This window comes from Campylobacter concisus (assembly GCF_015230035.1).
GTDB lineage: Bacteria > Campylobacterota > Campylobacteria > Campylobacterales > Campylobacteraceae > Campylobacter_A > Campylobacter_A concisus_BK.
On the sequence record NZ_JAAKZD010000012.1, the window covers coordinates 1 to 19,869 of the forward strand.

The 19,869-nt window shown below is 39.2% G+C and carries 22 protein-coding genes and 1 pseudogene; 3 read left to right on the forward strand and 20 right to left on the reverse strand.

What is annotated here, in order from left to right:
* The 7 genes and pseudogenes from G6W41_RS10525 to G6W41_RS08265 all read right to left on the reverse strand — a co-directional run.
* A pseudogene (locus G6W41_RS10525) lies at positions 1-126 on the reverse strand (hypothetical protein); the annotation flags it as partial.
* A 313-nt stretch (positions 127-439) separates the two neighbouring features.
* The gene (locus G6W41_RS08240) at positions 440-1,078 is read right to left on the reverse strand and encodes an HAD family hydrolase (RefSeq protein ID WP_194171205.1); all 639 of its coding nucleotides are present in this window, start codon (positions 1,076-1,078) and stop codon (positions 440-442) included.
* 72 nt (positions 1,079-1,150) lie between these two features.
* Positions 1,151-2,167: an OmpA family protein gene (locus G6W41_RS08245; protein WP_009294838.1), complete on the reverse strand. Its 1,017-nt coding sequence runs from the start codon at positions 2,165-2,167 to the stop codon at positions 1,151-1,153.
* Positions 2,168-2,322: 155 nt separating this feature from the next.
* On the reverse strand, positions 2,323-2,712 hold the full coding sequence (gene rpsI, locus G6W41_RS08250; protein WP_002939337.1) for a 30S ribosomal protein S9: 390 nt from the start codon (positions 2,710-2,712) through the stop codon (positions 2,323-2,325).
* Positions 2,713-2,714: 2 nt separating this feature from the next.
* Complete coding sequence (gene rplM, locus G6W41_RS08255) at positions 2,715-3,143, reverse strand: 50S ribosomal protein L13 (RefSeq protein ID WP_002939292.1); 429 nt, start codon at positions 3,141-3,143, stop codon at positions 2,715-2,717.
* Between the two features lie 80 nt (positions 3,144-3,223).
* Positions 3,224-6,043: a RecB-like helicase gene (locus G6W41_RS08260; RefSeq protein ID WP_194171206.1), complete on the reverse strand. Its 2,820-nt coding sequence runs from the start codon at positions 6,041-6,043 to the stop codon at positions 3,224-3,226.
* A complete protein-coding gene (locus G6W41_RS08265; protein WP_194171207.1) occupies positions 6,040-8,385 on the reverse strand; it encodes a PD-(D/E)XK nuclease family protein in 2,346 nt (781 codons plus the stop codon). The genes G6W41_RS08260 and G6W41_RS08265 overlap by 4 nt, the downstream gene beginning before the upstream one ends.
* Positions 8,386-8,535: 150 nt before the next feature.
* Between G6W41_RS08265 and G6W41_RS08270 the strand changes: the two genes are divergently transcribed.
* The 3 genes from G6W41_RS08270 to G6W41_RS08280 all read left to right on the forward strand — a co-directional run bounded on the left by G6W41_RS08270 (position 8,536) and on the right by G6W41_RS08280 (position 10,867).
* A complete protein-coding gene (locus G6W41_RS08270; protein ID WP_194171208.1) occupies positions 8,536-9,123 on the forward strand; it encodes a flavin reductase in 588 nt (195 codons plus the stop codon).
* A gap of 349 nt (positions 9,124-9,472) precedes the next feature.
* Positions 9,473-10,633 carry a Na+/H+ antiporter NhaA gene (gene nhaA, locus G6W41_RS08275; protein ID WP_194171209.1) on the forward strand — a complete coding sequence of 387 codons (1,161 nt, stop codon included), beginning with the start codon at positions 9,473-9,475 and terminating at the stop codon, positions 10,631-10,633.
* A gap of 36 nt (positions 10,634-10,669) precedes the next feature.
* The gene (locus G6W41_RS08280; RefSeq protein WP_194171210.1) at positions 10,670-10,867 is read left to right on the forward strand and encodes a hypothetical protein; all 198 of its coding nucleotides are present in this window, start codon (positions 10,670-10,672) and stop codon (positions 10,865-10,867) included.
* 72 nt (positions 10,868-10,939) lie between these two features.
* Here the strand turns inward: G6W41_RS08280 and G6W41_RS08285 are convergent, their stop codons facing one another.
* The 13 genes from G6W41_RS08285 to G6W41_RS08345 all read right to left on the reverse strand — a co-directional run bounded on the left by G6W41_RS08285 (position 10,940) and on the right by G6W41_RS08345 (position 19,847).
* A complete protein-coding gene (locus G6W41_RS08285; RefSeq protein ID WP_194171211.1) occupies positions 10,940-11,410 on the reverse strand; it encodes a FixH family protein in 471 nt (156 codons plus the stop codon).
* Positions 11,403-11,972: a hypothetical protein gene (locus tag G6W41_RS08290; protein ID WP_107831393.1), complete on the reverse strand. Its 570-nt coding sequence runs from the start codon at positions 11,970-11,972 to the stop codon at positions 11,403-11,405. The genes G6W41_RS08285 and G6W41_RS08290 overlap by 8 nt, the downstream gene beginning before the upstream one ends.
* Positions 11,973-12,078: 106 nt before the next feature.
* Complete coding sequence (locus G6W41_RS08295) at positions 12,079-12,291, reverse strand: DUF4006 family protein (RefSeq protein WP_021092876.1); 213 nt, start codon at positions 12,289-12,291, stop codon at positions 12,079-12,081.
* Entirely contained in the window at positions 12,291-13,154 is an 864-nt protein-coding gene (locus G6W41_RS08300; RefSeq protein WP_107831391.1) for a cbb3-type cytochrome c oxidase N-terminal domain-containing protein, read from the reverse strand. Before G6W41_RS08300 ends, G6W41_RS08295 begins: the two co-directional genes overlap by 1 nt.
* The gene (locus tag G6W41_RS08305) at positions 13,142-13,354 is read right to left on the reverse strand and encodes a cytochrome c oxidase, cbb3-type, CcoQ subunit (protein WP_103569449.1); all 213 of its coding nucleotides are present in this window, start codon (positions 13,352-13,354) and stop codon (positions 13,142-13,144) included. The genes G6W41_RS08300 and G6W41_RS08305 overlap by 13 nt, the downstream gene beginning before the upstream one ends.
* A gap of 9 nt (positions 13,355-13,363) precedes the next feature.
* Entirely contained in the window at positions 13,364-14,029 is a 666-nt protein-coding gene (ccoO, locus tag G6W41_RS08310; RefSeq protein WP_103630962.1) for a cytochrome-c oxidase, cbb3-type subunit II, read from the reverse strand.
* Entirely contained in the window at positions 14,029-15,519 is a 1,491-nt protein-coding gene (gene ccoN, locus G6W41_RS08315) for a cytochrome-c oxidase, cbb3-type subunit I (RefSeq protein WP_107831389.1), read from the reverse strand. The genes ccoO and ccoN overlap by 1 nt, the downstream gene beginning before the upstream one ends.
* Before the next feature lie 92 nt (positions 15,520-15,611).
* Positions 15,612-16,295, reverse strand: coding sequence for a response regulator transcription factor (locus tag G6W41_RS08320; protein ID WP_107831388.1), 684 nt, complete (start codon positions 16,293-16,295; stop codon positions 15,612-15,614).
* Positions 16,288-17,028, reverse strand: a complete 741-nt coding sequence (locus G6W41_RS08325) for a sensor histidine kinase (RefSeq protein WP_107831386.1) — start codon at positions 17,026-17,028, stop codon at positions 16,288-16,290. Before G6W41_RS08325 ends, G6W41_RS08320 begins: the two co-directional genes overlap by 8 nt.
* A complete protein-coding gene (locus G6W41_RS08330; protein WP_107831407.1) occupies positions 17,021-17,665 on the reverse strand; it encodes a sulfite exporter TauE/SafE family protein in 645 nt (214 codons plus the stop codon). The genes G6W41_RS08325 and G6W41_RS08330 overlap by 8 nt, the downstream gene beginning before the upstream one ends.
* Positions 17,666-17,687: 22 nt before the next feature.
* Positions 17,688-18,806, reverse strand: a complete 1,119-nt coding sequence (gene carA, locus G6W41_RS08335; protein WP_194171212.1) for a glutamine-hydrolyzing carbamoyl-phosphate synthase small subunit — start codon at positions 18,804-18,806, stop codon at positions 17,688-17,690.
* Positions 18,806-19,357, reverse strand: a complete 552-nt coding sequence (locus G6W41_RS08340; RefSeq protein WP_002939254.1) for a DUF507 family protein — start codon at positions 19,355-19,357, stop codon at positions 18,806-18,808. The genes carA and G6W41_RS08340 overlap by 1 nt, the downstream gene beginning before the upstream one ends.
* Before the next feature lie 49 nt (positions 19,358-19,406).
* Positions 19,407-19,847 carry an isoleucyl-tRNA synthetase gene (locus tag G6W41_RS08345; RefSeq protein WP_103611562.1) on the reverse strand — a complete coding sequence of 147 codons (441 nt, stop codon included), beginning with the start codon at positions 19,845-19,847 and terminating at the stop codon, positions 19,407-19,409.
* Positions 19,848-19,869: the final 22 nt, after the last annotated feature.

Sequence of the window (19,869 nt, forward strand, 5' to 3'; positions counted from 1 at the left end):
ATCATCCACGCTTGATTTAGTATCGCTTGTGTTTATAACAAGTGCTATGTCGCCATTTTTTAGCCTATCTTCGACGTTTGGTCTGCCCTCGCTTATCTTATAGACAAACTCGGCCTCCACGCCAGCTCTCTTAAGTGAGATATCTACGAATTCCTGCTCTTTTTCGAAGCATAAAAAATCCCTATCTAGCAAATTCACATACGGGTATATTTATTTACATATTTTGTTAGTAAATTTATCTAAAGCAACAAATCAAATGCAGAATTTACTAAAAACAAGAATTATCTAGATTAATAAAATAGTAGCAGACATTTTTGATATGAAAATAAAAATTCTTTTTAGTCCATTAAAACGTTTTGTAATAAGTTAAAACAAAAATTTATGAATAAATTTACGTTTAAAAGGTATCAGACTCAGGAGCTTTAATAAACTTTCACTATTATGCTTCTTTGATAAAGCTAACAGCCTCATGTGGATTTGCAAATATATGCTCGCTAAACTGCCTCAAGTCAAACTCTTTACCATATCCACATGTAAGGCCAACGCCAGTTATAAGGGCAGCTTTAGCAGCCTCTAGATCCATAATGGTATCACCAACCATAAACGCATGATCTTTTTCTTTGTCTAGTCTCTTCAAAGCTAAATTTATAGGTTCTGGATCTGGTTTTGGATTAACGACATCATCTCGTCCGACAACCGTTTTTATAAATTTCATAACACCCAAATGTTCAAGTAAAATGATAGAAAATTTTGATGTCTTTGTCGTAACAACACCAACATCAGCAAACGTGATAGCTTCTTTTAGAGCATCCATAGCATGCGGTAAAAGCACAGTCTCATCTAAATAGATCTTCTCGTAGCAAGCTTTATACTCTTTTACATAGTCGGCAAGCAAATTTTTATCTGCACCGAGTTTTTCAAACATTATTTCAAGCGGATATCCTACTAGAGATTTTAGCGCATCATGATCAGGTTCTTTCTTGTCGTGAGCCAAAAATGCCGCATCAAAACCTTTTAAAATAGCAGAAGTAGAGTCTATAAGTGTGCCATCTAAGTCAAAAAGTATAGTTTTTTTCATGATAATCTCCGCAGAAATAAAAAAGGGCTCAGCCGAAGCCAAGCCCTAAAGAAGTAATTTTAAATAATAAAATTATTTATTGAAAGTAGCTTCAACACGTCTGTTTTGAGCGCGACCTTCTTTAGTTTTGTTTGTAGCGATTGGTTTAAGTTCGCCATAACCAACTGTAGAAATTTTAGCTTTTTCTACGCCGTAACCAGCAAGAACCTCAGCCACTGCTTTTGCTCTTTTTTCAGATAGTTTTTGGTTGTAAGCTTCTGCACCTACGCTATCAGTGTGACCAGCAAGTACAACTTTATAATCTGGGTGTTCACCCATAAAGTCAGCTACTTTTTTGATCTCAGCTGCATATTTTGGTCCAACTTTGTAGCTATCAAATGCGAAGTTAACATCTAGGTCTCTAAGAACGATAACTTTCTCGCATCCTCTTTCGTCAACAACTACACCAGCTGGAGTGTTAGGGCATTGATCGATATCGTTTGGCACGCCATCATTGTCATCATCAAGAACTGGAGCTGGAGCTGCTGCTGGAGCTGCTGCTGGAGCTGCTGCTACAACTGGAGCTGCTTTTGAATCAAGACCGATACCAAAGCCTAGTGAATAGAATAGGTTGTGATCAGCATGCTCAAATTTGATAGCGTCTCTTGCCTCTGCTTTAAGAGCAAATCTATCAGTTACTTGGTATCTTAAACCAAGACCATATTGACCAAAACCGCCATCTTCGTTTTTAACAAAAATAGCTGGAACATCTTCATAACCAGCACCGATTAAACCATATAGGCTAACTGGTCCAAAGTCAACGATATTTTTTACAAGGTTAGCGTGGTATCTAAGAGCTCTACCCTCTCTTACAACGTTACCTGTTCTCTCTTTTAGTTTTTGAGAGTAATCAACACCAAGTTCAACTTGGTCAAAGAAGAAATCTTCAAGGTTTCTAGCCGCTCTAATACCAACAAAGTTGTGGTCTTTTACACGTAGATTTCCTTCTGGATGAACACCACCGATAGTTGGAGTGATCTCATAGTTGTATGCTGCGTTAGACGCAAAAACCGCTGTTGCGGCAACCATAGCTAAAGCAATCTTTTTCATAATAGAATTCCTTTCAAATAGGGATTTTTAATGTTGACTATAATTTTACCTAAATAAAAATAAATCAACTTTAAATTATAACCAAATTCTTAATGTAAATCTGACAATTTACATAACCTAAATTTTGCAAATGCAAAAGCACTTGCAAAAAACCATTAACGTTTAGAGAATTGTGGGCTTCTTCTAGCCTTTCTTCTACCAAATTTCTTACGTTCAACAACACGAGAATCTCTAGTTAGTAAGCCTTTTGGTTTAAGCGCTGCTCTAAAATCAGCATCCATATCAGCTAAAGCACGTGAAATGCCGTGTCTTAAAGCCTCAGCTTGTGCTGAATAACCGCCACCTAAAGTTGTAGCTACTACGTCTATTAAGCTCTCTTGTTTTGTTACTAAAAGTGGTTGAATAACTTTAAGCTTGATAGCCTCGTGACCGCCAAGCCAAGTGTTAAGATCCATACCATTTACTACGATTTTACCGCTTCCAGACTTTATCCAAACCTTTGCTACGGCAGTTTTTCTTTTACCAGTTGCATAAACTTTTGCCATAATTATTTTCCTTCTTTTTTAGCTATTTGTGCCGTATGAGGATGCTCACTGCCAGCATAAACTTTTAGTTTTTTTATCATCTCTCTTCCAAGTTTTGTCTTTGGAAGCATGCCACGAACAGCTAGTTTAAATAGTTTTTCTGGCTTATTTGCTATCAAATCGCCAAATTTCTCGCTCTTTACGCTGCCAAAATATCCTGAGTGTCTGTGATAAAGTTTATCTTCAGCTTTGTTATTACCAGTAAATTCTACTTTAGAAGCATTTATGATGATAACATAGTCGCCACAATCTACGTTTGGCGTGAAGCATGGTTTGTTTTTGCCACGAAGTATAGTTGCTACCTCAGTTAGCAATCTACCAAAGCGCTTACCAGCTGCATCAACTACGATCCAGTCTCGCTTAACTTCGTTTGGCTTTGTTATTTTTGTCATTTTCTTACCTTTGCCAAGTTAATTTTTGAGTTGTGATTGTATTTAAACAATGCTTTGACAAAGCTTAAATTAAGTAGTATTTAAACTTCAATATATGAAATTTTGCCTTCAAGTGCGTAGAAGATGACGGCAATTATACTATGTTTTTCATAAAATTTAGCGAGCGCATCTTTATACTCTTTTACCTGTTTTTTGTTCTCTTCTATATTTTTATCTGTCGTTTTATAATCAATCACACAAATTTCACGCTCATTAAAGCAAAAAAGATCCATCTGTTTTAGCTCATTTTTTACTTTAAATGGCTGCTCTTTATAAATTTCTTTGCCTTTTATGCACTCTATAAATTTTGGCTCTCTTATAAGCATTTTTGCCCTAAAAAAGGCATCTTCAAGTGCTTCAAGTGGCAAAAATTTATGAAATTTATTTAGCATCAAATTTTTAGCTTTTTCTAGTGAAATTTCATCAAATTTCTCGCTCATCTCAAGCAGATAGTGAAACGCCAGACCAAAATATATCGCACTTAAATTTTTACCACTCGTCTTTTGCTCTTTCGTCTCTACCTCTTGCCTCTCTATCTTTAAAATTTCAGGCATTTTTTCATCTTTTTTTAGCTCTTTTTGCTCAGTTTTACTAGGCAAAATTTTGCCAAAGCTAAATTCTTTTAGATCAAGATAGTCATTTGCTTCGCTCTTGTCGCTTCTTGTGTAAAATGAAAAAAAGCTTGGGCTACTTCCGCTTGGGACGGCTTGTTTGATGATGATGAGCGACTTTGTTGCCCTTGTGAAAGCGACGTAAATTTTATTGATATTTTCTTGCTTTTCAAGCTCTTTCATCTGCTCTAAAACGCTTGCATAGTCGCTATCAAAATTTTCTCTACCTGAAATTTTACTCTTTACGATCCACTCGCCCTTTTCGCTGTATTCGGTTATGAAATTTGAGTCATCACCCCTGCCCTTGCCCATCATGTCGCAAACTATGACGTGAGCAAACTCAAGCCCTTTTGACTTATGCACGGTCATCACTCTCACACCGTCGCTGCTTTTTGGGCTGATTTTAGAGCTAAAGCTTTCAAGATTAAATATAAAATCACTTAAATTTTTATACCCCGCGCTTAGCTCAAAAAGCCTTAAAATATCAACGTCTGCCATGCTTATGCCTAAATTTTTAGCCAGGTAAAATAGGCTATTTGTAGCACTCACCTCTGGCTTTATATTTAGCTTTTTGACCTTTGAATTTAGCAGTGCGTTCACATTTTTTTCATAAATTTCCTCATTAAAAAGGCAAAATTTCGCATACTCGATGATCGCCGCGACAAATGGCGTCCTTTTTAGCTCCAAAGTGCCTTCATTAACGCTTTTGACCCCTGCGCTACTAAGCACCTCTGAGATAAGGCTGATGTCGCTATTTTTCCAGCAAAGCACGGTTATCTCGCTTGCATTTACACCAGCTTTTAAAAGCTCATTTACTTGCGAAACGACCGTACCTGCGATATCTTCATCACTTAGCACACGCAAGTAGCCGTAGTCGTCCTTCTCTACCTCAAAATAGTCGCATTCGCCACTTACCTCATAGCTTAGTGTCTCATCTTTTTTAGCTGGCTCTTGTGGCTCAAAGCTAAGCCCATATCTTTGATAAATTTCTTCAAAAACGGCGTTATTAAATTTCACCAAAGCCTTTAAACTGCGGTAGTTGCTTGGCAAATTTTCTATATCTATCTGACTAAAATCATCTCCAAGCTTGTCAAAAAGCTCCTTTTTGCCACCCCTAAATTTATATATGCTCTGCTTCGTGTCGCCCACGTAAAAGAAGCTTCCAAGCCCGTTTTGTCCGTATCCAGAGACGATTTCAGCGATGAGCGGCAAGATGATCTCATACTGGATCACGTTTGTATCTTGAAACTCATCGACTAAGAGGTGATTTATCCTGCCATCGAGCCTAAAGTAAAGCGCCTCTTTATCCAAATTTTGCACCAAAAGCTTAAAAACCAGCTTGTTTATATCGGCAAAACTTAGCGCATTTATCTCCTTGTTTAGCTCCAAATTTGACGCCTTATAAAGCTTTAATAGCTTGCTAAAGCCACTTAGCCTATACTTTTCGACCTCTAAAATGTAGTTTTTCGCTGCCTCTTTTAGCTCAAAAAAGAGCCTATCAAGCTCTGGGGTGTAAATTTTGCTAAAAGTGCGGTAGTCTAGGCTTTCTCTAGCAAAAACCTTACTCTTAAATAGCTCAAATAAATTCTGCTCGCCAAATGTCTTTTTAGCCACATCGCTAGCGCCATTTTGCAAGGCTATATACTCATTTATCGCCCTTTGCGCCGCCCTTACTTTGCTATCATCTGGATAGCTTGCGCCACTATCTTTTAGCTCGCCGCCAAAGCTTTCATAAAATTTCGCCAAAGTCTGCGAAAAGCTAGCCTCTTTTTGGCTTGAAATGATCATCATTAGTGCTAACTCACTAAGAAGCTTTTTATCCTTGCTCACCTCTTTTACAAATTTTTTCCACGCCATATCTTGCAAGCTGTCTTGCACGCTGTAGTCTGGGCTAAGCCCTAAATTTTGGCTAAATTTCTTTAGTATTCCAGAAAAAAACGCATCAAATGTATAAATTTTTAGCTCACTTTGTAAAAAGACGTCAAGGCGCTCATCTCGCCTTTTTATCGCCTCATCAAGGCTTAGTCCAAGCTCCTCGCAGACCTTGTCAAGCTCGCCCTTTTTGTTTTGCAAGTCCAAAAAAGTGGCGATTATGCGCTCTTTCATCTCGTTTGCTGCTTTTTTTGTAAAAGTTAGAGCGACGATCTCGTTTATATTTTCGCCTCGAAGCACCAAAGCGATGTAGCGAACGCTTAGTGCAAAGGTCTTACCGCTTCCAGCGCTTGCTTTTAGGGCTAAAAAATTTTTCATAACTCTCTCCTACAAAGTGTAGCGTATTCGCAAAATGCGCAAGCACCGCTCTTTCTTTCAAAATTTATTTTGGTTTTGTTTATGGCTTTTAGCTTTTCTATCTCGCCGCTTAGATCCTCTACGCTTTTTTTTGAGCTAACTAAGCTAGGCTCGTTTTTTAGGGCATAGTAGGCACTTCGCACCTCTCCGCCGTAAAGTGCTTCGTAAAAGGCAAGCTGGAGCGAATTTACATTTGCCTCGCCAGTTTTATAATCAAGTATAAGCACGTCACCGTTTGCGCCTGCATCGATCCTATCGATAAATCCCTTTATCTGCACGCCGCAAAACTCGCTTTGCACCTCTTTTTCGCACTCAAGCACCCTAAAACCAGCCCTTAAGCGCTCGTTTTCATAAATTTCATACTCTTTAAATTTATGCGTCCAAATTTCAAACTCAAGTGGCGTAAGATTTTGCTTCGCTAGTATCTCTTTAAAAACGGCTAGATCAAAGGTGTTATTTTGCTTATAAAACTCACTAGTATAGTATTCAAAAAGTGCGCTATGAACGCTATTTCCTTGCTTTGTGCCAAGCTCACTTGCAATAGCTTTTGGCGCATCTATGTGAGCTATCTTTGTGTAGTAGTATTTTCTTGGGCAGGTTAGAAATAAATTTAGCGTCGAGAATGAGAGTGGATTTGCGAAAAAATCATGCTCTAAAATAACCTCATCGTCGCTTAAATTTAAGCTCGCAACTCCTTTTAAAAATAGCTTCAAATAGGCCTCGTCGCTAAATTTTTCATCTTTTATCGTTTTGAAATTTTTTAAAAATCTTGAAGGTATGCTCTCTTCATTTACGCAGCAACTTATCGCCACCTTTTTGGCGTTATTTATAAGGCTTTCGTAGTAAAATCTCTGCAAATTCTCGCGCTCAATGTAGCTTATAAGCCCCGCTTTTTGCCTCACTTTTGAGTTTAAAAACATCTCGTTTGCGCTTCTTGCTGGGATGAAGTTGTCGTTAAAATCAACTATGATAACGCCATCAAATTTCATCCCGCGGCTCTCTAGCATGCCCATGACGCTGATCTTTCCGCCGCCCACATCATCGATGCTTAGGCGCGAGATATTTAGCAAGAAAATCTCACTTAGCTGCTTTAGACTAAAGCTAAAATACCTGCATAAATTCTCCATCCTAAAAAGCTCAAGTGCGAGTTTCTCTTCGCATCTTGGCTCATTTTCAAGCACCAAAAGCTCATCTATTAGCTCTTTAAATTTGCTAAATTCACACGCCTCAAAGTAGCTAGCCCTAAATTTCTCAAAAAGCTGCTCGCTCACGCCAAATTCGCTTAAAATAAAGCCAAGCTCCTCGTAGCTCTCACACTTACTTTGATCAAAAACTGGGCTTGCCTCTTCATTGATCGCTCTTGTGATGTAGTAAAGCGCTTCATAAAATTTTGTATTTTTAAAGCTCTCACCCATAGCGTAGTTAAAAATTTTAGCGCTATCATGAAGCCTTAAAATCTCACTAAAGCCCTCATCTGGCAAGATGACAGCGATATTTTCAGGCTTTATGCCCTCACGCACAAACTCGCTCGCCTTTGCCATAGCGTAAGCGCACTGCAAACTTCTTGTGGCAAAATTTCTTACTAAAACTGGCTCAAATTTTGTGATATTTTCTAAGCAAGTTAGCTCATTTGTGTTTAAATTTAGCTCATATTTTTTATAGTTTTCAAGCTCATTAATGGCTGAAATTTGCCTTATCTTTTCGATTAGTTTTTTATTAAAAACGCTAGTTTGAAAGATAATCTTTAGTGTTGTTAGTTTTGAAATTTTCTCTAAAATTTCCCACTCAAACTCGCTTAAAATACCATCAATATGCAGTGAAATTTCACTAAAACTTCTTATGTAAGCTTCATTTATCGAGTAAATTTTTGGCAAGGTTATATCATCATAAAGATCCTCTTTATCAAGCAAGCTCTCATACTCTTTTAAAACCGCTTCAAGTATGCTTAAATGCTCCTCAAAATCAGCGTAAATGTCGTTAAATTTTATCTCTTCAATGCTCTTTTTGCTGATAGCTAGCTCTTTAAAAAACGAAAAAAGATAGTCGTTGTTTTTCAAAAATTCAAAAAACTCAGTTGGGATTTTAAGCACCGAGTTTGCCTCTTTGACGCTGGCACAGGCTCTGTTCATAAGCACCAAAGCGTAGGTACTATCGCACTCAAAGCGGCCATTTACAAAAACGGCCTTTTTATAAAACTCTGCGATGCTTAGACTTTTTGGGATTAGCTCGTCATTAAAACCAGCGTTAAATTCCCTGATTTTACGCGAGTTTGTAAAGACGAAAAGTTGATTTAGATTGCGCATTTTACTCTCTTAAATTTTTAAAAAATGATAGCCAAAAGCTGATAAAAGAGCGCTTTTTCTCACTTAAGCTAAGCTTTGAAAATTTTTCTAAATTCATTAAAAATTTAAGCCTTAAAGTGCTGGGGGCTACAATTTCAAAAAGGAGCAAAAATGCATAAAGAGTTAAACAGATCTGGCTTTTACTACGGCTTTCCAGTTTTGCTTGCCACCACAAAAGATCAAAAAGGGCGAGACGATATCACCGTGCTTTCGTCGTCTTGGACGCTAGGAGATAGCGTGGTGCTTGGCATCGGAGTTGATAACAAAGGCTATAAAAATATCCAAAATGGCTCAGATATCACGCTAAATTTATGTGATGAGAGCTTGCTTGAAGCTATAAAAAAGATAGAAAAACTAACAGGCGACGAGGAGGTGCCAGAGGAGAAAAGAGCCCTTGGATATAGCTACGAAAGCGATAAATTTAAGGTGGCAAATTTACACAAAGAGCCAGGCGTAAAGGCAAAAAGCGTGCACATAAAAGAGTGCAAGATACAGATAGAAACAACCCTAGAAAAGTGCGAGATAAAAGAGTGGTTTTGCATCGTTACTTGCAAGATAGTTGGCATCTTTGTGGATGAAAATTTGTTAAAAGACGAAAAGCTAGATACTAAAAAATACTCGCCTCTTATCTATAAATTTAAAGAATACGTCACGACTGGCAAGCGTTTGGGCTTAAATTTTGGCTTTAAAGAGGTTTGAGTAAGCGTTTTGGCTGGCTAGAAAGTAAAATTTACGGGTAAATTTATTTGGTTTTGACCTTGGCTAAAAACTTTTGGATGCAAATTTAGCCCTGCTATCAAGTCTCAAAAGCTCGCCGCAAACAGCCTTTGCACGCTTACATATATCTAAAATTTCATTCATTTTCGCTCCTTAATCTATAAAAACCGTGCACAAGCGTCCCGCTCCCGCAAGCGTGGCATAGCAAATTTTAGCGACGCGTCTACTAAATTTACCTTTAAATTTGACTTGATTATAGTCAAATTCGCCCGAATTTTATGCGAGCGTAAAAATACGCTATAATCGCCAAAATTTATAAAAAGGAAGCAAAATGGGCGGAATAAAAGAGTTTTTAAAACACGAAGCCAGCGGCGGGATTTTGCTGATGATCGCTACGGTTGCGGCGCTACTGTGTCAAAATACGTTTTTGAGCGATTTTTACAACGAATTTTTAAATACCAAATTTACCATGAGCTTCGGCGAATACGGACTAAGCAAACCCCTGATCTTGTGGGTGAACGACGGATTAATGGCGGTATTTTTCTTTCTCATCGGACTTGAGCTAAAGCGCGAGGTGCTGGAGGGCGAGCTAAAAAATCCGTCGCAAATCGCGCTGCCAGCGATCGGCGCGGCAGGCGGCCTGATAGTGCCCGCGGTTATCTTCTATCTTTTTACGAAGCACGACTCCTTCGCGCTTGGCGGCTGGGCGATACCGACGGCGACGGATATCGCGTTTGCTCTGGGGGTTTTGAGCCTACTCGGGCCTCGCGTACCGACTAGTTTAAAAATTTTTCTCATGACGCTAGCGATCGTCGACGACCTTTGTGCGATCGTGATTATCGCGCTATTTTACACGAGCGAGCTTAACGCCCAAATGCTTGCGGTCGCGAGCGTTTGTCTAGCCGCGCTTTTCGCACTAAACAGACTCGGCGTAAAGAGCAAGGCGGCCTATCTAATCGTAGGCGCGGTGATGTGGGTAGCAGTGCTAAAATCAGGCGTTCACGCCACGCTTGCGGGCGTCGTGGCGGCCTTTTTCATACCGCTTAGCTTTAAAGACGAGCCTGGCAAATCTATGCTAAAAAGTATCGAGCACGACCTGCACGGCTGGGTGGCGTTTGGCGTGCTGCCGATATTTGCCTTCGTAAACGCAGGCATCTCGTTGCGAGGCGTCGGACTGGACGAGATTTTGTCTCCGGTCGCGCTAGGCACGGCGCTGGGGCTTTTCATCGGCAAGCAAGTCGGGGTATTTTCTTTTAGCTTTTTAGCGATCAAATTTAAGCTAGCCAAGCTGCCAGAAGGGTCAAATTTCATCCAGCTTTACGGCATCGCGGTACTTTGCGGCGTAGGATTTACGATGAGCCTTTTCATTAACGGCCTAGCCTACAACGACACGGACACCTTTGCCTACACCGACAAGCTTGCTATCTTGCTAGGTTCGGTAGTTTCGGGCGCCGCCGGGTTTATCTTACTCAAATTTAGCGCCAAAAACTAAAGCGTGCGCATAAAAGAGTGCAAGACACAGATAGAAATGATCGTCGAAAAGTGCGAGATAAAAGAGTGGTTTTGCATCGTCACTTGCAAAATAGTTGGCATATTTGTGGATGAAAATTTGTTAAAAGATGAAAAGCTAGATACTAAAAAATACTCGCCTCTAATCTATAAATTTAAAGAATACGTTAAAACTGGCAAGCGTTTAGGATTAAATTTTGGCTTTAAAGAGGTTTGATCTAACATTTGGCAAATTTTCAGGTAAATTTATTTGGTTTTGGCTAAAAGAGATTTTAGGTGCAAATTTAACTTACTTTGTGGCGTTAAAATCAAATTTATAATATCTCGTATCTTGCTTGTCGCTTAGCCTTAAAAGTAGCTGCCACCTGCCCTCTTTTAGGCTAACACTCTCGCTTACAAGCTCATTTTCTTGCCATGAGGCGCTTAATGTTTTGTTGTCTTTGTTTGTTTGTGGGCGAGTTAGTAAAATTTCATAGCTAAGGCTTGAAATTTCACCTTTTTTTGGCGTTAGGAGAAATTTAAACTTACCCTGCAAGCCTTTAAATTCTGGCTCAAATTTAAGGTCAAATTTCTCATCAAATCTCGCCTCGCTCTCTTTTATAAATGTGATGTTTTCATCGACGCTTTGATGACTTTGCATATAAGCGCTATCCATCTCGACTGGGTTGTTGATCGCAACAACTATGGTTGCGGCACAAGCCAAGATGATAGCAACTATGCTAAGCACGATGCCATAAGGCCAAAAGCTCTTTTTAGCCATTTTTTACCTTTTTGTAAAAGATGATGAGAACAAAAAATGCGATCAAGCCGTAGATGAAAATTCGCAAGAAATTTAAGGTCGTCTTGTTTGAGCTACCGATGCCGCTTTCTAGCTTTAAATTTAAGCTCTCAGCGATCTGCTCGGCGATATCAGCGTAGCCGTTTAAGATAGCGGCGTTATAGACATCTTTGCCGTTTTTTGAGACCAAAATGGGGATAATGGTGCCTGATTCTGGATTTACACTTAGAATTTGCTCCTTGTTAAAGAGCTTTGAAGTGTTTGTATCGCTAAAAATTTCAACCTTTTGCTTATCTTTTATGAGCACTAAAAAGACAAAAGGCGAGCTTAAATTTTGCTCTTTAAAAAGCATGCCCAGCTCGCCATCTTTATATACGCCAACTACTAAATTTATGCCACTTTTTTGATAAAGCTCGCTGCCGATCTCATTTAGCTTTTGGCTCACTTTTTGGCTTAAAATTCTATCATCATTGATAACAAAATTTGCACCCCAAGCCAAATTTTGCCACAGCAAAATGATAAAAATGAGTGCAAATTTCTTCAAATTTAGCCTACAAATAGGTGATTTGGTGTAAGCACTGACCAAGCACAAATTGTGCCTGCGACGACTATTAGCAGGATAATGGCTTTTTCTATTATGCCTAGCATCGCTACTCCTTTACAATGACGTGTTGAGCGTTATCAACGCTCTTCATCTCGATGCTAGCTGCATCTTTTAGTGAGTAAGGTTTGGTTGCGACCTCTTTTTGCAAGCCGATGCCAACGTATGTAAGCACCGCTAGGATAGAGAGCAAAAGCACCACCGCTATTAAAAACCCGCTAATGCCATTTAAGGCAAAGACATTTCTATTGTTATTTTCCATTATTCGCCCTTTGATAGCGATATGACGTACTCGCCAACTGCGCTTTGCTGGATCTCATTTAGCCTGCCATCATTAAATTTAGGCATAGTGCCGATCGCACCTTTTTTGCCGCGATTTAGCACGTCAGCCACAAAGCTAGCCGAGCCATATTTGCTAAGATCAACCGACATACCATCCATGCCCTTACCATCTTCGCCGTGGCATGAGGCACATGCAGCATAAAGCTCTTTGCCAGTGGCTACTAAATTTTCATTTTTAGTGCTTTTTATCGCGCTTATCTCTTTGGCTACGTAAGCTGCGATCGCCTTTGCGCCATCAGCGTCAGCTAAGCCTGCTGGCATCTCACCCATAGGATAATCAAGCCCTTTTGAGCCATTAAGTATAGTCTCAACTATGCCTTTCTCGCTGCCCCAAATTTGTAAATTTGCAGCCTTGCCGCCTATGCCATCGCCTGTGATGCCGTGACATGCTGAGCACTGCACGAGATATATGCTCTCGCCCATAGCGTGAAGCGTCTCTTTGCTTGGATTTGCATACTCTTTTTCAAATTTAGCGTTTGCTTCTTTGACCTCTTTGTTGTACTCGCCGATTTGTGAGTAAGAATTTAGTGGGTAGCCCAGCAAATAGTACCAGATCGCCCAAACTAACATAAGTAAAAATACAACTGCCCAGCCCAGCGGAACAGGGTTTTTATACTCACCTATGTCGTCCCAGTTGTGCTCGCTAAGCTCCACGTTATCTTCTTTTTTTGTTTTCATTTGTCCAACGTATTTACCGGCTATTACAACGGTTATTACGATTGTTAAAATGGCACCTATTAACGCAAGTAAATTTATATTATCTTCTAAATTTAGCCATTGCATACACTCTCCTTTATAGCCTTGCGCTCTAAAATTTCGCCACCGATCTCATCGTTAAGCGCTAGTTTTGAGTACTTCTCGTAGTTTCTTCTGCCATTTTTTTCGCTCTTATAAAGATGAAAAAAGTAAGCGTACAAAGTGATCGCCAAAAATACTGTCAAGAAAAAATAGCCATAAGCTTGAAGCTCTCTAATGTTCTCCATCTCTCGCTCCTACTTTAGGCTATTTAGATAAGCAATCAGTGCTACGATCTGGCGAATTTCACCTTTTTCAAATGCACTTTTTACCTGCTCATCTTTCATATTTTCAACGATAGCTGCAGCCTCAGCCTTGACATTAGCATTTGTCTGCTCTAGCGTGCCAAGAGCTGGCATATCCTTTTCGTCATAAGGCGTGTTAAAGACCTTTTTAACCGTTAGCGCTTCAGCGTAAGCAGTCTCGATATCAGCATTTTTCTTAAATAAAAATGGATATGCTGGCATGATCGAGCCTGGCACTACTGAGGCTGGATTTAGCATGTGATTTTCATGCCAGTCAGTCGTTCTATAATTACCCACACGCATAAGATCTGGACCTGTTCTTTTTGAGCCCCAAAGGTGCGGACGATCATAGGCAAATTCGCCGCTTAGCGAGTACATGCCATATCTATCGGTCTCTGCCTTAAACGGACGGATCATTTGAGAGTGGCAAGTGTTGCAGCCATTTTGCATATAGATGTTTTTGCCAGCTAGCTCTAAAACGGTGTAAGGCTTTGTGCCCTCAAGCGGTCTAGCTCTGTTTGCAAAGTCTGGTAAAATTTCAACTATGCCAGCGTAAGCGATGACGACAAATACACAAACCGCAAAAAAGAATGGATTTTTTTCTAGCCAAGCAAACATCACATCACCTCCGCGCTAGATTTTGCCCCGCCGCCCATTGGCGAAGCGCTTTTTGGCTCTGCTAAGATAGCTTTAGCAGAAGTTGATTTGTAGATGTTATAAGCAAACATCAAGAAGCCAACTAGATAAAGAAGTCCGCCAATAGCCCTTATATAGTAGTATGGGATAAGCACGACTACCGTATCTATAAACGAGTAGAGTAAATTTCCATAGCTATCAGTCGCTCTCCACATCATACCTTGCGTGATACCAGCGATCCACATAGATGCAAAGTATAAGACGATACCTGTTGTTTGTATCCAAAACTGAGCTTCCATTAGCGATTTTGAGTAAATTTCACGCTTAAACACGCGCGGTGTCATGTGATAAAGTGCCGCCATGATCATAAAGCCAACCCAGCCAAGAGCGCCATCATGAACGTGTCCTGGCACCCAGTCAGTAAAGTGCGCTAGGGCGTTTACAGACTTGATAGAAAGTATCGGACCTTCCAGTGTTGAGAACATATAAAATGTAGAAGCTAGGATCATAAATTTGATAAGCGGACTCTCTCTAAGCTGCGCCCACTCGCCCTTCATCGTAAGAAGGATATTTATCGCGGAGCCCCATGAAGGCAGGATCAAAACGATAGAAAAGACTGAACCCATAGTCTGCATCCAATCAGGTGTAGCAGAGTATATGAGGTGGTGTCCGCCAGCCCAAAGGTAAATGAACATCAGACCCCAAAATGAAAATAGCGATAGTTTATATGAAAATATCGGCTGACCGCTCTCTTTTGGTAAGAAATAATAAATTTGAGCGATGATGGCCACTGTAAAGACGAATGCAACCGCATTGTGACCATACCACCACTGAACCAAAGCGTCGTTTGAGCCAGCATACATAGAGACAGAGTGCAACCATGAGCCATATCCACTAACGAGCCTTGTTGGAACTTCCATATTGTTAAATAGATATAGCATCGCAACGCCTAAAAATGTAGCGATGTAGTACCAAACTGAGATATAAAGTGTCTTTTCGCGGCGAATACCAATAAGACCAAATATACTAATACCCCAAAGCACCCAAACCAAAACCACTGCGATATCTAGTGGCCACTCAAGCTCGGCGTATTCTTTTGCTGTGCTCTCGCCCATAAAAAGCGTAACAACGGCTAAAATCATAACAAGCATATATAGCCAAAAGTGAAGCTTGCCAATAAACATCAAAAATGGCGACTCACTCATCGAGACCTTTAAAACACGCTGTCCGATGTAGTACCATGTGGCAAAGATACCTGAGAGCATGAAGCCAAAGATAATGCCATTAGTGTGAAGGGGGCGCAGTCTTCCAAATATAGAATACTCGCCAGCTATGTAGTTAAGCTCTGGACAGGCCATTTGAAAGGCTATAACTACACCAATAACCATGCCTATGATACCAAAAAGTATCGTGGCAAACATGAATAGCTTTGCTACACTATAATCATAGTGTAGCAGCTGAGATGGTTGCATCAATTCTCCTCCTAGTTAAATTTATATTAACGAATTGTTATTCTAAGATAAAAAATCTATAAAAAAACTTAATTAATATAAATTATTTAATACTAAGAAATTCTTCTGTCTATTTTGTAACCAAGTCCAGGAACATTTTTTATAAAGCTATTGCCAACTTTGTCTCTAACACGCTTAACAAAGGTTCTAATAGCTGCTTCGGTAACGCTCTCGCCAACCCAAACGACGCTTTTGATCTCATCGTGAAGCACAAGCGTACCAAGTCTTTTTATCAAAAGTGAGATAAATGCAAGCTCTTTTTTGGTAAGTGAAATTTCAACGCCATCTCTGATAAGAACGCGCTTAATTTTGTTAAAACTATATCCGTTTGCCACTTGGATGATATTTGATGTTTCTATCTTATTTTTTGCAACATTTTCTAACGTATTTAAAAGATCATCCGCCATGATAGGTTTTATGAGATACTTATCAACGCCAACATCGATCGCCTTTAACAAAGTCTCTTTTTCACTGTGCGCACTTAGGACGATGATAGGTGTATCTTTAGAAATTTCTTTGATGTTTCTTGTCATATCAAGTCCATCGCTAATTGGCATAAAGGCGTCTGTAATTACCATGTTCGGATTATATTTTTTAAATTTTTTCAAACCTTCATCACCATTTTGAGCAGTAAAAACTTTCTCAAAATTGTCACTTAGCACATCGTGCATGATCTTTTTGCTGTCGCTATCATCTTCGACAAGCAAAACCGTTAGGTTCTTTAAAATTTTATTCATCTATCTCTCCTTTGTGTGGTAACTTTATTAAAAAACAGGCTCCATTATCGCTGTTGCCCGCTGTTATTTCTGCGTTAAATTGATCTATTATTTGCTTTGACATATAAAGTCCTAATCCAGTGCCTTTGGCATCTTCTTTGGTGGTAAAATATGGCTTAAAGATCTCATCTATCACATTTTTATCTATGCCGCCACCGTTATCTTCTACACTTAGGTAAGCAAATTTTTCATCGCTATCAATCTTTATTTTTATATTTTTATCTTCTATCTTTTGTAAATTTAGTGCGTCTTTTGCGTTATTTAGTAAATTTATGATGACTTGCATGAGCCTGTTTTTATGACCATAAATTTTAGAGTCCCCTAACACCTCAAGCTCTATATGGATGCCCTCTTTTTTCATCACGCCTTTTACGATCTGTATCGATGCTCTAGCTGCATCTGCTAGGCTAAATTCTTGAGAAAGTGTATTTGGGTTTAAAAACGAGCTAAACTCATCAGTAGTTTCTGACATATACTTTATGATCTGCATAGCCCTCTCATAAGAGCCGATAAATTCGCCATCTTCGCTACCCGCAAGCTTTTTCATCTTATATAAAACTAAACTTAGCTCATTTAGCGGCTGCTTCCACTGGTGAGTTATATTTGCCATCATCTCGCCCATCATCGCAAGCTTAGCAAGCCTCATACCCTCGCTACTTGAAAGGAATTTTTCGTCTAAATTTAAACTAGACATTTACTCTATATCCTAAAAACGATAGATAAAGTCCGTTTAAGATCATTATGCAAGCTGAGAGCTTAAACATGATCTCTTTAAATTTCTCTCTTAGTAAGCCAAAAACAAAGCTAGCTAGCAGCATCGCTGGTAAGGTGCAAAGCCCAAAGATAAGCATTATCAGAGATGCGTCAGCCACATTTGCGCTTAAAACTCCAAGTGCTAAAAAATAATAGACCACGCCACAAGGCAAAAGCCCATTTAAAAAGCCAAGCAGTAAAAAATTTGCCAAATTTCTCTTTTGCACGCTTGTTTTTGCCATTTTTACTATAAATTTAAGTGCTTTTTCGCTCTCTATAAATTTTAAAAGCTCGCCCCTAAAAAGCAAGGCGATACCGATAAATGCGATCACTAAGCCAACTATGAAAAATATCACGCCTCTTGCTTGCATACCAAAACTAATGGCTGCCCCAAAAGCGCCAAACAAAGCTCCCAAAGCCACATAAGCAAAAATTCTAGCTAGGTTATAAAGCGTGCTTAGCATTAAAATTTCACTCTTGCTTTTGCCTTTAAAAAATAGAGCTTGCAAGCTCAAAAACCCGCTACACATGCCGATGCAATGACTAAAGCTGCTCAAAATCGCAACTGAGATAATCATGTAAAGGCTTATGTTTTGCATATTATAAAATTTCTAAAAACTGCTTAAATATATATTTGCTCTCGTTAGGGCCGCTGCTTGCTTCTGGGTGATGTTGCACCGAGAAGATCGGATAGCCCTTGTATCTTACGCCCTCGATCGTGTTGTCAAACAAATTTCTATGTGTCACAACCGCTACTTCAGCGATGCTCTCTGGCACGTTGTAGTTGTGATTTTGCGTTGTTATCTCGATCGCTTTTGTCTCTAAATTTAAGACTGGATGGTTTGCTCCATGCTGACCAAATTTAAGTTTATATGTCTCGTATCCAAAGGCATTTGAAAGCAGCTGATGTCCAAGACAGATGCCAAATATCGGGATTTTTGCCTCTATCATCTTTTTGATCTCAGCGATTTCTGCCTTTAAATTCTTTGGCTCACCTGGGCCATTTGATAAAAAAACACCATTTATCTCACCATTTTTAAATTTATCTATCAAAACTTCAGCCTTAGTATCGTGTGGTACGACGATGACCTCAAGGCCGGTTTCGCATAGCTCATTTAGGATATTTCTCTTTACGCCAAAGTCAAAAACAGCTATCTTTTTGCCGATACTTTTTAGCGGCTTATATGACTTTAAATTTCTATCCCAAGCGCCTTTTTTATGCTCGTACTCGTCCATGGCGCTGACCGTTTTTACGTAGTTTATATTTTCTATGCGTCCGCTACTTTCAAGCCTGCGTTTTAACTCGTCTTTGTCGCTTATCTGCGTTGAGATATAAGCCATAAGTGCACCCTCGTCACGTAGCATTTTTGTCAAATATCTAGTATCAACGTCATAAACGCCAAATTTACCCTGCTCTTCAAAAAATTTACCTAAAGACTTTTGCGAGCGGTAGTTTGAGGGGATTTCATTGTAGTTTCTCATTATGACGCCACTTGCATGAATTCTAAGGCTCTCCATATCATCTTCATTTATGCCAACGATGCCGATCTCTGGCATAGTAAAGACGATAAACTGACCAGCATAGCTTGGATCGCTCATGATCTCTTCATAGCCAGTCATAGAGGTATTAAAAACGAGCTCGCCTGCGCACTCGCCGTGAGCACCAAAGGCTTTTGCCTCTAAAAAAACGCCGTTTTCAATGTAAATATAAGCTTTCATTAAAGCATTCCTCTTTTTTTAAGCTCATCTTGATACAAACGCTCGAAAATCAGGTCGTATTCGTCAGTTCCAGGGATAAGTTTTCGTTTGTAGTTTTGCATCATCTCATAGACGCTATCTTCTATCTTCTCATAGCTTTTTAGATACTCATCTATTGAGCTATAAATGACATTTTTCACGCGATTTTCTGATACGTTATACTCGACTAAATCGCTCTTCCAGATAGCTTCAAGTATCTTGTGGGCGACATTGCTAAATCTATCTTCATGAGTTAAAATGACATCAAATTCGCCAGCAAGTTTCTTTTTAACGAGCCAAAACATATTTTTGCGGTCGATTTGCATAGTTTGCATCTCGTCCTCGTTTTTCTCTAAAAGCTCATTTACTCGCTCGTCCAGCGCTCTTTCTTTTTGAACGTCAGTAGTTAAAATTTCACTTGCTTTTGCTACGATTGGCTCGATACCTTTGTTTAACTTTACAAAACCACAGTTTAAAAGATCTATTGCTATTTTATGTGAGACATAAGGTACGTGTGGAAGTTTTATACGCATTTTAAACCTTTAAATTTTTATGCCATTGTAACTAAATAAAGGTAAAACTTTACTTTGAAATTTTAACGACTTTATCATTGTCACTTCTTAGGAAATAAATTTCTCTTCGTCCGTCATAAAGGACTTTGCCGCTTGTTTTTTGCTCGCTTTGTAAATTTGAAGACAGATCTATCTCAAGTGGCTTACTCATAAAATAAGCCTCGCCTAAGCTTCGTCCAAAATCAGGATACCAACTGAGTGCGCAAAGCACGAGTAAGAGCAGATAAAAGGCTCTAAAAATTTTTCTAAATGGCGCGTAAAAGAAACAATATCCAAATATAAAAAATACAGGTAAAAGCCACAAAAAAGGCACGTTATCCACAAAAATCACATTGAAATACTCATTTATGCCGTAGTGTGAAAAGTAGTTGTTGTAAATTCCAACAAATAGCGTAAAAATAGGAGCAAGAACAAATATAATGCCAGTAAAAAATGCATTAAAAATTTTCATAAGCTCTCCTTTTTTCGTGGGA